Raw genomic sequence first — 14,377 nt, forward strand, 5'->3', positions numbered from 1 at the left:
TGTTCATAAAACGAGGTGACACCGATGAAACAGATACAAATACCAAAACGCCTGACCACGGCGCTGGTGAACTCCCTGACGGCAGGGGTCGTGCCGCGGGTCGGGCTGGAGCATATCGCCGTCGGGAGAAAGGCCGAAGTGGCTTCGATCCTGCAGGATATGGACAATATCGCGGAGGGAGGGGCAGCATTTCGCCTGATTACGGGACGATATGGAAGCGGCAAAAGCTTCCTGCTGCAAATGATCCGCAACTATGCGATGGACCGGGAGTTTGTGGTGGCGGACGGAGACTTATCGCCGGAGCGGCGGCTCGTCGGCACCAAAGGACAAGGGCTTGCTACCTACCGTGAGCTTATGATGAACATGTCCACTCGAACGAGACCGGATGGCGGTGCCTTGGAGCCGATGCTGCAAAAATGGATCGCTTCACTACAGCAGGAGCAAATGCAGGCAGCTGGCCTGCGGCCCGGCGATCCGGCGCTGCATGAAGCGGTAGAGCTTCGGATTTATGCGGTATGCAATGAGATGCAGAATCTGGTGCACGGCTTTGATTTCGCCAAGGTGCTGGCTGCCTATTGGAACGGCTGCAAGCTGGGGGATGACGACCAGAAAGCGGCGGCGCTGCGCTGGCTGCGCGGGGAGTACCCAACCCGGACGGAGGCGCGCAAAGAGCTCGGCGTCGGCGTCATCATCGACGATGACAATTGGTACGACTACATGAAGCTGTGGGCGGAATTTGCAGTGCGCATCGGGTATAAAGGGCTGCTGCTGTTTATGGATGAAGGCGTCAATTTGTACAAAATCACTAATAGCATATCCCGCCAGAGCAACTACGAGAAGCTGCTGACGATGTTCAACGACACGATGCAGGGGAAAGCCCAGTACCTGGGAATTTACCTTGGCGGGACACCTCAGTTCGTCGAGGATGAACGCAGAGGGCTGTTCAGCTATGACGCCCTGCGTTCCCGGCTGATGGATGGCCGTTACAGCAGCAGTTCGCGCCGGACATACACTTCGCCGATTCTGAAGCTGGACATGCTGTCCCACGAGGAAATCCTCGTTTTGCTGCAGAAGCTGCGGGATATCCATGCTATGCATTTCGGCTACGAGTCTCAGCTAGCGGATGAACAGCTGATCGCTTTCATGCAGGCGGCGGTGAACCGGCTTGGCGCCGAAGAGCTGCTGACGACCCGCGAGGTGGTCCGGGATTTCATGGATGTGCTGCATATGCTGCACCAGCATAAGGAGCTTTCGTTCGCGGAGCTGCTGGGCGAGCGGGAACGGGAGCATGCAGCGAGCACGGGTGACCGCAAGGACGGAGCGAAGGATGAACTGGATGATTTCCTGGCGGAGTTTGAGTTATGAGCGGATCTAGTTCTTTTTCCCGGCTGGCGCCGTTTATCCAGGAATATATTTACCGGAAGCAATGGGACAGCCTCCGAGAGGCTCAGGTCGAGGCCTGCCGTGTGCTGCTCGATACGAGCCATCATTTGCTGATCGCTTCCGGCACAGCGTCGGGCAAGACGGAGGCGGCTTTTTTTCCGGCGTTGACAGAGCTGTATCATCGGCCTTCCGGGTCCGTCGGCATACTTTATATCGGGCCGCTCAAGGCGCTGATCAACGATCAATTCGAGCGCGTAACCGAGCTGCTGCGGGAGGGGGAGGTACCGGTATGGCACTGGCACGGCGATATCTCCCAGGCGGAGAAAACCAAGCTGATGCAGCGGCCTTCCGGTGTCCTGCAAATTACGCCGGAGTCCCTGGAGGGGCTGCTCATGAACAGGCCGAATGCGATTCCGGCTTTGTTCCATGATTTGCGGTACATTATGATTGATGAGGTTCATGCGTTCATGGGGGCGGACCGGGGCATCCAGGTGCTGAGCCAGCTAACCCGGCTGGAGCGCATGGCCTCCTGTTCGCCGCGGCGAATCGGCCTGTCCGCCACGCTGAGCGATTACGAGGCCGCAGCCCGCTGGCTTGGAGCCGGAACCTTGCAGCCCGTGGAGGTCGTATCTCCCCAAGGCGGACGGAAGCTGAAGCTGTCGGTGGAGAACTTCTCGTTCCCGGATGCCCGTGATGAGCGGGAGGCCGAGCATTTGGAGCTAGCGAAGCAAAACTATTACAACTTCATTTATGATCACACGCATCGGAAAAAAGCACTCGTCTTCACCAACAGCCGCTCCGACGCCGAGCTGACTACGCTGGAACTGCGGCGGATCGCCGCGAAGCGGGAGGATCGCGACGTATTCCACGTACACCACGGGAGCATATCGGCGATGCTGCGCGAGGAGACCGAGGCAGCGCTCCGATCCGGCCCGGGGCCGGCGGTGGCGGCAGCGACGGTGACGCTGGAGCTCGGCATTGACCTTGGCGAGCTGGAGCGTGTCATTCAACTCGGCGCACCGTACAGCTGCTCCAGCTTCGTGCAGCGGCTGGGTCGTTCTGGCCGCCGGGGCGACCAGGCGTCAGAGATGATGTTCCTCTGTGCGGAGGAAGAAGATGAAGAGGCACAGCTGCCTGCCCGAATGCCGTGGACGCTCCTGCGGGCGATCGCTGTCATTGAGCTGTACGTCCGCGAGCGCTGGGTAGAGCCGCTGGATTTGCGGCGCAAGCCCGTTGGCGTGCTCTATCATCAGACGATGAGCACGCTCAAAAGCATCGGCGAGGCAAAGCCCGCCGAGCTGGCGCAGGCCGTGCTGACCCTGCCTGCTTTTCGCGACGTAGAGCCGGAGGAGTTCAAGCAGCTGCTGCGGTATTTACTGCAGACAGATCATATTCAGCAGACAGAGGAAGGCGCCTTAATCATCGGGCTTGGCGGTGAGAAGATCGTAAACAACTTCCGCTTCTATGCGGTATTCAAGGATGACGAAGAGCATGCGGTTTATAACGGCTCTGAGGAGATCGGCAGCATCACGACCGTGCCGCCGCCAGGCTATTGCTTCTCACTGGCCGGCAAGCTGTGGAAGGTGGAGGAAGTCGACAGCAAGCACAAAGCTGTTTATGTCAAATCCTCCAGAGGCAAGGTGGATACGCTCTGGCTTGGAGCCGGCGGCGACGTCCATACGCGGGTGATGCACAAAATGCGTCAGATCCTGCAGGAACAGACGCTGTACCCATACCTGGCTCCCGGTGCAGCCAACCGATTGGAGCGGGCCCGCAGACTGGCCCGGGAAAGCGGGCTGCTGCGCAGTCCGGTTATTCCGGCTGGCGGCGACTCGCTGTTTATTTTGCCGTGGGCTGGAAGCAAGCAATTCCGTACCTTGGAGCGACTACTGAAGCATAATCTTGCCGAGCCGATGGGATTGCGTCAAGTTGTCCCGATGGAGCCGTATTATATGGTCGTTTCGGGAAGAACGACTGCCGAGGAGCTGCTGGCAGGCATACAATCGGAACTATCCGCCGTCAGGGATGCGGAAGTTTTGCTGGATGCCGCCGAAGCGCCATACCTGGGCAAGTACGACGAATTCGTGCCTCCTGAACTGGTGCGGCGTGCTTTTGCCGTAGACGGACTGGATGTGCAAGGACTGGCCGCAGCATTGGCTGCTCATGAATCGAACTAAACAGCAACAACCAATAAGAAGCTCAGACATCCCACACCCCAGCCTAAGACAACAGCGATCTAGGACTGGGGTGTTTTGCTGTATGGGGCACATATATTTAGAGCAGCACAAATTTAATTTTGGCAGCCTATGCGTTATGGAAAGGAGCGTATAACATGGAGGAGCAGTGGAGAATTGCTGCTTATGATCCTGAATGGAGAAGCTTATTTCTGGCGACAGGAATGAAGTTAAGAGAAGCGTTAGGTGAGCTGGCGCTTCGGGTCGATCATGTAGGCTCAACCTCAGTTGCCGGATTAGATGCAAAGCCGATCATCGATATCCAAATTTCCGTTTCAAATATCGATGACGTATTTTCCTATAAGAAGCATATTGAGGATGTTGGTTTTATTTTTAGAGAAGACAATCCGGATAAGACCAAGAGATATTTTCGTGAGTTACCCGGGAGTAGAAGGACACATGTCCACGTCAGGCAGACCGGAAGCTTCGCCGAGCAAATGACTTTACTTTTCAGAGACTATTTAAGAGAACACAAGGAGGATTGCGTGAGATATGCGCATGAAAAACACCGACTCATGGAGCTGTACAAGCAAGAACGTGCCAAGTATGTCGAAGGCAAAGGGCCCATGATATGGAGCATACTGCACAAAGCGCATGCTTGGTCACAGCGGAATGGCTGGAGCCCTGGACCATCTGATTTATAAGAATAGGCTGGGGAAACTAGCATTTCTTATAAACTTAGGAGAGACACCGCTATTTAAGAGGGAACAAACGCGAGCTCGGTTTTGGCCAGCCTTCGGCCTAATATTAATGCACCCAATGTCTTACGCCAATCGATTTGAAGATGTATAATTATGGAAGTCAGCTCCGGCAAATATCGCTCCAGCTTAAGATAAGGGCTAGCTGCTGCGGCTTTTATTTTTTACACGGGGGAGGCACCTTTGATGAAGAAAGTGCTTGTATTGGGATGTCCCGGCTCTGGGAAATCTACCTTTTCAACACGTTTAGGACATCTCACTGGACTGTCGGTGATTCATCTTGACTCGTTCTATTGGAAGGCAGGCTGGATCGCTGCAACTGAAGAAGAATGGGATCAGACGATCGAAGAATTATTGAACCATGATTGTTACATTATGGATGGAAATTACTCTAGAACTTTAGATAAGAGGCTTATCGATGCGGACGTTGTATTTTTTTTCGATTTTCCGCGTTTATTGTGCATCTATCGGGTAATTAAACGCAGAATTCTCAATCACGGGCGAGCAAGAGAGGATATGGCAGCAGGCTGTAAAGAGAAGATCGATTTAGAATTTTTGCGGTGGATTTGGAACTTCAGGTCAAGAAGCAGGGGCAAAATATTAGAAACGCTTGATCAAGTAAAAGAACAAAAGCAGGTTATCATTTTTAGAACAACCAAAGAAGTAAAGGAATATTTGGCCGAAATGGAGTTGGAAAGGGTGAATGCTTGTGCTGGGCGATGATCTTAGGACTCAGCTGCTTATCAGACCTGCGCAACGCGAAGAGGCGCCAATTATTTTGGACTTATGGCAGAATTCGGCTAGATGGCTCAATTCCAAAGGGATCTACCAAATGGAGGCCGGAATATTTTAATTTGGAGCAAGTTTTGGAATTTATGAATGATGGATCGGACGTATATCTGGCCGAATGGAACAATGAAATTGTCGGAACTTATATTTTGACCTGGTCAGACCCGTTCATTTGGCAGGAGCTTGATAATTTAGAATCCGGGTACATACATAGATTCGCAGTTAATAGAAAATATCGTATTCGCAGAATCGATGGAGTGGGATGGAGTGCCAATTTATATGAAAAGCAATGATTCAGCAGGTACTCGACGGATATTATGAGAGATTCGGCTTGACGTTCAAAGAACTTACCCTCAGGCGGATGGGGAGCATATAAGAATTTATAGCTTGGATTTATAGTTGTAATCGTGCTTTATGACAATAGTTCGAATAAGGACGGCTGCAATGAGAAAAATACGTATCGGAGTAATAGCCGTCGGTTTGATCGTTGTGTTATTCCTCGGTATTTCGCTGTTTCTAATCTGCAGGTCAAACGGAGTTTCCAGCCTGAATTTGCATGAGATTAGGAAAATCGCCTGGAAGAGCGTGGAGAAAAATCAATACGATACTATTACGATAAAATGGGAAGAAGCTAGAGTGGAGCTCATCGAATCTAGAGATAAAAGGATCATACCCATTACGGATGAACAGAAGAAGCGGCTGGAGCAGATCGAGAAAACGGATTCCATATTCATCGCAGTCACATTTAATACAGAACAAGATGGGCTTTTAGCTCCTATTGTGCCTATCATCGCCCCCAAAACGATGAAGGTAATCGGTTTTTACCCAAGACTTTAATCAGGAACGAATCCCTAATAATATTGAAGGCAGGTGCTTCATGAAGCAGAACAAGTATGTTCGTTTGGCTGTGGTTGATGATGCGCAGGCTCTGGCTCAACTTAATCGTGAATTTAATGGCGTTGAAGCATCTCATTCCGATATCAAACAATGTTTGGTTGATTCGGGTGAAGTTGTAGTTATCGCGATCCTCAATGATGAACCTGTTGGATTTGCTTGTGGTCAATCCTATCAATCATTTTGCTATTGTGAACTTGCAGGAGAAATCACAGAGCTATATGTCCGGGAAGGAGCAAGGAGACAAGGATTAGCCGCTGAACTCATTCACGAGATTGAAGCAGAGTTGAAACGGCGGGGAGTGAGAACAATCAAAGTTCATACAGGACTGCGCAATGAGGCTGCGATGCAGACCTACACCAACTCACATTACATCAAAAAAGACGAAGTTGTTTTTCAGAAAAATATCTAACTTAATGGGAGGGAATATCTCATATGAAAAATGCAGCACTTTTAGTAGTGGACGTTCAAAACGCATTAGTAGAGGCCAAGCCATTTGATATTGAGGTCGTTATAAGCAATATAGAGAGACTGATTTCCACATGCCGTGAAAACAGCATAGAGGTCATTTATGTCCAGCACGATGATCCTGTCGGTGAGGCATTGGAACCGAATACGGAGGGCTGGCAAATTTATAGTGGGATTAGTCCGCTCGCCAATGAAAAGGTGATCAACAAAAAATTCAACTCCGCCTTTAAAGGGACAAATTTAAAAGAGTATTTGGAGCGTAAAGGAATCGAGCAATTAATAATCACAGGGATGCAAACAGAGTATTGCATAGATACGACTCTAAAGGCGGCTTTTGAGTACGGGTTTCAAGTGATGATCCCCGAGAGAACAAACACAACCTTCGATAATGGGGATTTATTAGCCAGCGATTTATATCATTTCTACAATTTTAATATATTTCAGGGCCGGTTTGGGATTGTAGAACCCATTGAAGATACAGTTGGCCGAATCAAAAATCAAGGATGTTAATCAAAAGTGAGGGAATAGAATGAATCAAGATTTTTTAGCTTCACATATCAAACGGACGAATCGCAACCTGTTTATTTCCACCGTTTTAATTATTGCACTCTTACTCGCTATGATTTCTCTTGGCGGATTAAAGGCAGTATTACAATTGCTTGAATATTTGAACGATGGCGATTGGATTTATTTATTGCTCGATTTGGGGTCTGTTGTATTGTTATTGGCAGGACTTATGCTTTCAGGACTAGCATTGGTGCTTACAGGTAAGCTGCTAATCAGGGTATTTAAGGTACAGCATCATCCAATACATAAAGCGGCTGAAATCTACGGCAAGTTTAATGATGTCTCTTATTACATAGCCAGCGAATTATCTCACCCAGGAACCAAGAGATATAAAGAAGTCATAATCACGGAGAATTGGATTATAAAAATCACTACGTTTGGCTTGAATATTCTTAAAATAGCTGATGTGGTATGGGCATACAATTCAGTCACCAAACATGAACAAGGTCTGATTGGGCCGGGAATAGCTGCCGCGCCAACCGAGGTGGCAAAAACGTTTAGCGTGATGATTCATTCGAAAAACCCGATTTTACCGAAGATGAGAATTAGCAGGACGCATGAACTGGACACCGTCGGGCATAGCGAGCGGAATGCGGTTGAAGGGGAACATAAAAGAAATCTGATGCTAAATATTCTAGAAGATTTGGAACAAAGGCATCCGAATGCCGTTTATGAGTACTCCAGCGAGCTAGAGGAGCTATGGACCAAGGATAAAATGCTTTTTATAAGAAGTGCCGGATTCACTGTTGACTAGAAATAGATGATCAATGAAAAAGGTGTGTATCAATTCGTCAGGAGGAAGCACCAGCAGCGTAGCGAACAAAAATGAAGATGCTATGTTCATTATACATGACGAAGAAGAGTGTTGGACTTTTGCAGTCAAGGCTACTTGAAATTTGCAAATCGGAGACCGTATTTTTTGATTTAGAGCCGTAAATGATCCGTTTATTTTCCGGGGCAGATTTTAGAGATCAATGTAAAGCTATTACAGGCGAAACATCTTGCCTAATATGTTTTCAATCTGGGGAGTATTTATGGTGGTTGTTCATTGGTCGTATGGCGTATTTATTGCATCCTGAATTAGCGAAGTTTAAGCAGTATGGGCTGAATCAAAGACAGTTTTATGAGTGGATTGGTCAGATTAACACTTTTGAATTATCGGTGCCTTGCTATACTTCAGGAAAGAGGTCAGAGACAGTGTATTGATGATTTGCTGGGGATTTATAAATAAACATCAAGCTATGCTGCCTTCAGATAACAAAAAAACGGCACAAGGTGCCGCGGGTTTGAGCGCTGGATGTAGTACCAAGATCAGAATCCGCAAATAGCAGTACTAGTCATTCTTATGATCATGCGCATGGAATGTGGGGCCTTTGCATAGATAGCTTTTCCCTAACCTATTTTAGTAACTTACTATTCTTTGCTTATGATCCTGATTCGGCAAGGGATCGGCGAGGAAAGCAGCGAATCAGGGAGACTAAATCATGATCAATTACTTAATAACCAGCTTTTTTCTAACCATGATTATTCATACCGCGGAAACGTTGTCTTATTCTTTAAGGTATGCCGGAGTGAAAATAAACAAAATTGCCGTTGCATTGTCCTTGACGGGTATTATGGTGCTGGTCTCAAGAACGGCAAACTTGATTCAAGCGCCATTAACTGCGAAGTTTATTGATTTTGCCAGGGCGGATCCAACATTTAACGTGCTCCAATATCTTAGAATCATCTTGATCGCTGCTTCGGTCGGGACATTTATAGCCATTGTTCTCTTTCCTACGTTTGTGAATATTTGGGCGAGAGTGATCTCGAAGCTGGGGCTTGCGGGTTCGCTGCCGCGGCTCATTGCCAGTGTAACGGTAGCTCAGCTGCGGAATACAAAGCGTTATATCGCTAAACCAACGTTTCGTTTAAAGGAGTTTCGTTATTTGGGTGTTTCCAAGCGATTTATATTCTTAAACGTCGTTGTAACGGCAATTTATACGGTGGGCGTGCTATCCTCCTTGTATGCGGCTCACCTGGTTCCTGAATTAAGTACGATGGCGTCGCAATCCTCCGGTTTGATTAATGGAATCGCGACGATCCTGTTAACCATATTCATAGACCCCCAGGTAGGATTGATCACGGATCGGGCTCTTAGTCAGGAAGAGTATAAAGAGCAGCTGGGGAAAATATACATGCTGCTGATGACATCGCGTTTCTTAGGGACGTTGGCTGCGCAAACATTGCTCCTTCCAGCATCCTATTTTATATGCAAGGTCATCCTGCTGATCTAGGGCAGCGGTAATGTACCGCCACGACAAACAGGCTGATCCGAATCAACTTGATTCGAGTCAGCCCGTTTTTTATAAGATTGGTTATTTAACTTTAACTGTGACAATATCGCTTTTCGTGATGCCGCTGCTGTTTTCCAGTTCTACCTGGTACTTATATTCTCCGGCGGTTTTGCCTTCGATCATGGTCACCGCATATTGTGCGTGCGGAGTAGAAGCGGTGAGAGTCTGGGTATCCATAAGAACGCCGTTTTCGTAAAGGCGATAGACGGTGGCGTTCGTGCCCCACCATAAATTCATCGTCAGCTGATAGCTGCCGTCGCCGTCCCAATTATCATCGGCCAGTACCGGTTTGGCCGGGGCAGCATGTTTAACGGTAACGGTTCGGGCTTCACAGGCGGTCGTGCCGAATTTATTGATAAGTTCGCAGGTGTAGGTATAGGTCCCGTTCGGCCGCCCCGTAATTTCCGTAGAAGCTATCTGTGCGGAGGGAGAATCGTCCGTCAGCTTCTGCGTATCGATCAGCTGCCCGTTCTCATAGAGCTTATACTCGCTGCCATTATTACCCCACCACATGTTCATGATAATGGTATAGTCGCCGTCTAGCAGGCCAGTGTCGTATCCGTTATTATCGGTTAATGCCGGCTTCCCAGGAGCCCCAGAAGCTTTAATCGGCTCCTCCGGTTCATTAGGCGCTCCTGCATAAGTGATCAGCGGGGGTTTAGGCTGCTCCATGCCTTCGCCCAGGAAGAAGCCCGGATGCGGCGGCTGGTTGTAGCCGGCGTTCTGCCAGGCGACCGCGAGGCGGTATACTGGATCATGCATCAAAGTACGAAGCTTGTATTCCGTCGGATCTACGGTGGTGTAGACGTGAAGCTCCGTACTATCTTCGGATCGCCAGATGACCTCTTCCCGCCAGTCGCCGAACAGATCGGCCTGCAGCGACGGATTTCCTTTCGTGTAGTTGTTGGATAAGGTGCCTTCAGCCGTCAGCAGGTTCATGGTCGTTTTATTTTTGTAATCCCATTTATCGATCGTACCTGTACCCGTCTTCGTTTCGGTATTCCATTTGTGGTCGAGCAGCTCGCGCAGCAGGTCGCCGTCCCACCAAATTGCAAAGTTGGCGGAGGACGGGATTTTCTCGCTAATTAACTCGCCTCGTGCGCTATAGAGCCCCGTAATCGGAATATGCTCCTCATTCGTAATTGTCGACGCCCATGCTTCCTCTCCTGGATAATTCGGATCGATATCGGCGCTCATGCCTCTACCGGTATCCTTGCCCGTAAATGCGCCCCAGAGAATTTCACCGGTGGCTGCATCATGCATCTCCAGTCCGAACTTGGCACCTGTGCTCTCATGCACCCCGAATACCTCAAGTCCAGGGCGGGTCGGGTCAAGATCTCCGAAGTGCAGGGCATCGCCATGGCCAAGCTCCGTGCTGTACAGAATCTGGCCATCATCATCAATCGTGATGGCGCCAAAAATGATTTCATCCTTGCCGTCATGGTCCACATCGCCGACCGACAGATTGTGGTTGCCTTGGCCGACATAGCTTCCGTTGCCTTTATCATTCGTATCAAAACGCCATTGCTTCGTTAACTGGCCATCCTTGAAGCTGTATGCAACCAGTACGGTACGGGTATAGTAGCCCCGGCTGAAAATAACGCTCGGATGCTCTCCGTCCAAATAGGCCACAGCGGCCAGGAAGCGGTCGACCCGGTTGCCGTACGTGTCGCCCCATGCCCCCACATCTCCGCGCGGCGGGTCATAGGGGACGGTAGACAATTCAGCACCGGTCTCGCCGTCAAATACGGTGAGGAACTCGTCGCCGAGAAGTACGTAGCCCGTGCTGTTCCGGTGATCCTTAGTGGTGTCGCCGATGACCTTGCCTTGGCCGTCGACCGTTCCGTCAGCCGTCTTCAGTACGATTTCAGCTTTGCCGTCTCCGTCCAGGTCGTATACTAGGAACGGGGAATAATGAGCTCCGGCCCGAATGTTATGACCAAGATTAATGCGCCACAGCTGCGTTCCATCCAGCTTGTATCCATCCAAATAGACGATTCCGGTATAGCCGCTCTGCGAATTATCCTTGGCATTGGAAGGCGACCACATCAGGACGATTTCATAAGCGCCGTCCCCATCCAGATCGCCGATGCTGGCATCGTTGGCAGTGTACGTATAAGGCTGGCCGTCCTTCGTATAAGCATCAGCCGGTTTTTGCAGCGGAATCGACAGATATTGCTGCTGCCATACGCCGAACTCATCGCTGGCATCCTTTTCTTTACCGCCGATGACCGTCGTTATTATATATTTGGAATGTTCCTTTCCCTGCAGATCCACGAAATTCGTGCTGCTTGCGATCGGCTCTTTGTTTACTTTGATGCCGTCGCGATAAATGTTGAATGCGATATTGTCCGGATCCAGTCCAAGCATTCTCCACCCGATGTAGTTGCCGTCCTTCGTCTTTACCGCCACAGGAGCCCGGTCCAAATACTCCATCTCGCGGTACAAAGTCGTTACCGCCTCGGTCACAAGCATTTCCGACATCTCGGAGATACCTCCAGCATTAACTGACGCGACTTTATAGTAATAAGGGATGGTCGTAAGCACGGCCGGGTCCGTGTAAGAGTTTGTTTTAGTTTTCCCAATAAGCGTGTATTCGCCGTCCGGTCTGATTGCGCGATAGACATTAAAGAACCGGGCCTCTTTCACGGTATCCCAGGCGATGGTCACATCATTTTTATGGATCGCCTGAACGGCAAGTGCAGCAGGCACCGGAGCCAGCGGCTGGCTGGGATCGATCATGGTTACAGTTATTCCGTCCGATGGCACGGATTCAAATCCGCCATGGTCCATTGAAGTTACGCTATAAACATAGGTCAAGCCTACATCCGCCGTTGTATCGGTAAATGAGGTGTCGGTCGTTTCCCCGATCAGTTCGGGATGGGCAGATCCTTCGGTTTGGCGGTAAACCTGGTATTTAGCCGTATCTGTTGCGCTTGCCTGCCAGGTTAGCTTGGCGGTGACCGGATCATTCGCCAGCTGCAGCTCAACCAACTGGAGCGAATCCGGCGCAAGCAGTATAGGCGTGATCTCCAGACCGTTGAGATGAGCCGTTTGTCCGCTGAAGACGAGATTCATTTGCCCGTCGGTCACTGCAATCTGATTGAAGACCTTCTCGGCGATATTTTCTTTGCCGGAGGAGACGGTGCCATAATCTTTTCCTTCAATATTGACATTGGTTCTAGTCGAGCCGATCCAATCTCCGGTATATGTTTTGACGGAGTAGGAGCCGTTCGGCACATCGACCTTGAATTCATAGCTTCCGCCAAAATAAATGATGAAATCCCGGCGCAGGGCATCGGTTGCACTTCCGCGATCCCGATCGTCCATGCCTGCGCTTGAAGTGAGCCCGTAACCAAGCTCTGGCGTATACAGCGTTTGGCGAGTTACCTCCGTGTAGCCTTCGGCCACCGGGGCACCAACTGGACCGAAATCGTATTTATATTGGGCAGATTTCGTTCCAATGCGAATTTCATCTGAGGGCTCGGATTCTCCTCGCCCATTTACGGCGGTAACGCGAACGGTATAGCCAGTCCCCTCTGTCATGCCGCTGATCGTCATAGAGGGAATGGTGGAGGTTCCGATCATCTTGTAGGCTGATTCCGGCTCTGTGGCCAGCTTGCGGTAAACCTTGTAGATTTCTGCAGTTTCAGCCGCGTTCCATTTCAGGACTGCACCTGCATTGCTAATGCTGCCCGCTGTCAGCCCCTGCGGTTTGGCTGGCACATGATCAGGCTGCGCGATCTCTTTCACATAGTCCGAAAGCGGCATGAATCCGAGCTGCTGTATTCCGCTAGCAACAAGTCTGGCGATTTGGATTGCGCCGTATTCCTGGAAGTGGGTGTCGTCTGCTGAACCGTTAGGGAAGGCCTGGTAGACGCCTGGATCAACGTGCAGGAAAACGGAACGCGCGGCTTCCGGACCAATGGAGTCGTAGTATGCAACACTTGACGCACTTAAGTCGACGAGCTCCACATCTAGCTCATGTGCAACTTCCTTCATCGATTTCACGTATTCCGGGAAGCTGACATTGAATTTGCCTGTAGCTGCATTAAAATCCCTCCGGCCGACAGGGGTAATCAAGATAGGCGTAGCCCCGCGCTGTCTCGCGCCAAGAACATAGGATTTAAGATAGGTTTTGAAATCCTCGGGCGAGGTATAACGCTCCGGTCGGCTAATCGTTGCGTCGTTATGGCCGAATTGGACAAGCAAGTAATCGCCGGGTTTGATGACCCGCAATATTTCATCCAGCCTGCCCTCATATACAAAAGACCTTGAGCTGCGGCCGCCGATCGCGCGATTATCGATAAGGACATCGTCTGTAAAATACCGGCCGATCATTTGCCCCCAGCCTGCCTGCGGCTGCCAATAAGGGTCATAGGTCTGAACCGTGGAATCGCTGGCGAGAAAAACGACCGGCCGCTCGCCCGGCTCGCGCTCCGGCTGCTTACGGATGACAAGTGCATTGATATTCGGGGCCGAACCGGTAAAGTCCAAGCTCAACTGTCCATCAATCAAGGCGATATCAAAATCCATCTCCAAAAATTGCCCAGCCAGCTTGGCTGTTGGCTGCACCTTCTGAATCGTCTCCGCTGTGATGGCGATATCCGTCGGTCCGCTCTCATCGCCCGCGATTAGTGAGACCGTGTAGTCGCCACTCGGGAGATCCACAATAAACGCTGTATCTCTAGGAATAGCGAAATCGGATTTCAGCGGGTGGGATGTACCCCGATCCTGCTCGGAAACCTGGGATGGGTCGGCGAAGCCGTAACCCCGTTCTTGAGAGTAGGGGGTAGCAGCAGTGACTTTCATGTAACCGCTTGCAACTTCACCGGGACCAAAATCAAAGCGAACCTCATCGTTAGCCAGCAAGGGGACTGGATCGGCATAGACAGCGCTTGTGACTGTCTCCGGTAAGGGATTGAGGGCTTCAGGCTCCATTGCCTGCGCAATTGATCCGATGGGGAGTACAGTGCTGAAGTGCATAACCATAATTAAAAAAACAAGG

At 50.3% G+C, this 14,377-nt stretch carries 10 protein-coding genes; 9 read left to right on the forward strand and 1 reads right to left on the reverse strand.

Going from position 1 to position 14,377, the window contains the following annotated elements:
- The first annotated feature begins 24 nt into the window (after window positions 1–24).
- The 9 genes from QNH46_RS10125 to QNH46_RS10165 all read left to right on the forward strand — a co-directional run bounded on the left by QNH46_RS10125 (window position 25) and on the right by QNH46_RS10165 (window position 9,309).
- The gene (locus QNH46_RS10125; RefSeq protein WP_283927983.1) at window positions 25–1,365 is read left to right on the forward strand and encodes an ATP-binding protein; all 1,341 of its coding nucleotides are present in this window, start codon (window positions 25–27) and stop codon (window positions 1,363–1,365) included.
- Complete coding sequence (locus QNH46_RS10130; protein WP_283927984.1) at window positions 1,362–3,560, forward strand: DEAD/DEAH box helicase; 2,199 nt, start codon at window positions 1,362–1,364, stop codon at window positions 3,558–3,560. Before QNH46_RS10125 ends, QNH46_RS10130 begins: the two co-directional genes overlap by 4 nt.
- Window positions 3,561–3,715: 155 nt before the next feature.
- Window positions 3,716–4,261 (forward strand): GrpB family protein, encoded by a 546-nt coding sequence (locus QNH46_RS10135; RefSeq protein ID WP_283927985.1) that lies wholly within the window; start codon window positions 3,716–3,718, stop codon window positions 4,259–4,261.
- Window positions 4,262–4,501: 240 nt separating this feature from the next.
- Window positions 4,502–5,038 carry a DNA topology modulation protein gene (locus QNH46_RS10140; protein WP_283927986.1) on the forward strand — a complete coding sequence of 179 codons (537 nt, stop codon included), beginning with the start codon at window positions 4,502–4,504 and terminating at the stop codon, window positions 5,036–5,038.
- A 510-nt stretch (window positions 5,039–5,548) separates the two neighbouring features.
- Window positions 5,549–5,941 (forward strand): hypothetical protein, encoded by a 393-nt coding sequence (locus QNH46_RS10145; RefSeq protein WP_283927987.1) that lies wholly within the window; start codon window positions 5,549–5,551, stop codon window positions 5,939–5,941.
- Window positions 5,942–5,981: 40 nt separating this feature from the next.
- Window positions 5,982–6,410: a GNAT family N-acetyltransferase gene (locus tag QNH46_RS10150; protein WP_283927988.1), complete on the forward strand. Its 429-nt coding sequence runs from the start codon at window positions 5,982–5,984 to the stop codon at window positions 6,408–6,410.
- Window positions 6,411–6,433: 23 nt separating this feature from the next.
- Complete coding sequence (locus QNH46_RS10155; RefSeq protein ID WP_283927989.1) at window positions 6,434–6,976, forward strand: cysteine hydrolase family protein; 543 nt, start codon at window positions 6,434–6,436, stop codon at window positions 6,974–6,976.
- 19 nt (window positions 6,977–6,995) lie between these two features.
- Entirely contained in the window at window positions 6,996–7,787 is a 792-nt protein-coding gene (locus QNH46_RS10160; RefSeq protein WP_283927990.1) for a hypothetical protein, read from the forward strand.
- Between the two features lie 730 nt (window positions 7,788–8,517).
- The gene (locus QNH46_RS10165; RefSeq protein ID WP_283927991.1) at window positions 8,518–9,309 is read left to right on the forward strand and encodes a lipid II flippase Amj family protein; all 792 of its coding nucleotides are present in this window, start codon (window positions 8,518–8,520) and stop codon (window positions 9,307–9,309) included.
- A gap of 81 nt (window positions 9,310–9,390) precedes the next feature.
- Here the strand turns inward: QNH46_RS10165 and QNH46_RS10170 are convergent, their stop codons facing one another.
- Window positions 9,391–14,355, reverse strand: coding sequence for a rhamnogalacturonan lyase family protein (locus tag QNH46_RS10170; protein ID WP_283927992.1), 4,965 nt, complete (start codon window positions 14,353–14,355; stop codon window positions 9,391–9,393).
- Window positions 14,356–14,377: the final 22 nt, after the last annotated feature.

The organism is Paenibacillus woosongensis, assembly GCF_030122845.1.
Taxonomy (GTDB): domain Bacteria; phylum Bacillota; class Bacilli; order Paenibacillales; family Paenibacillaceae; genus Fontibacillus; species Fontibacillus woosongensis_A.

Excerpts from the sequence above, each read along its gene's own strand:
- QNH46_RS10130 (WP_283927984.1), top strand. The coding sequence starts at position 1,362 with ATGAGCGGATCTAGTTCTTTTTCCCGGCTGGCGCCGTTTATCCAGGAA.
- QNH46_RS10145 (WP_283927987.1), top strand. The coding sequence starts at position 5,549 with ATGAGAAAAATACGTATCGGAGTAATAGCCGTCGGTTTGATCGTTGTG.
- QNH46_RS10150 (WP_283927988.1), top strand. The coding sequence starts at position 5,982 with ATGAAGCAGAACAAGTATGTTCGTTTGGCTGTGGTTGATGATGCGCAG.
- QNH46_RS10165 (WP_283927991.1), top strand. The coding sequence starts at position 8,518 with ATGATCAATTACTTAATAACCAGCTTTTTTCTAACCATGATTATTCAT.
- QNH46_RS10135 (WP_283927985.1), top strand. The coding sequence starts at position 3,716 with ATGGAGGAGCAGTGGAGAATTGCTGCTTATGATCCTGAATGGAGAAGC.
- QNH46_RS10155 (WP_283927989.1), top strand. The coding sequence starts at position 6,434 with ATGAAAAATGCAGCACTTTTAGTAGTGGACGTTCAAAACGCATTAGTA.
- QNH46_RS10140 (WP_283927986.1), top strand. The coding sequence starts at position 4,502 with ATGAAGAAAGTGCTTGTATTGGGATGTCCCGGCTCTGGGAAATCTACC.
- QNH46_RS10125 (WP_283927983.1), top strand. The coding sequence starts at position 25 with ATGAAACAGATACAAATACCAAAACGCCTGACCACGGCGCTGGTGAAC.
- QNH46_RS10160 (WP_283927990.1), top strand. The coding sequence starts at position 6,996 with ATGAATCAAGATTTTTTAGCTTCACATATCAAACGGACGAATCGCAAC.
- QNH46_RS10170 (WP_283927992.1), bottom strand. The coding sequence starts at position 14,355 with ATGCACTTCAGCACTGTACTCCCCATCGGATCAATTGCGCAGGCAATG.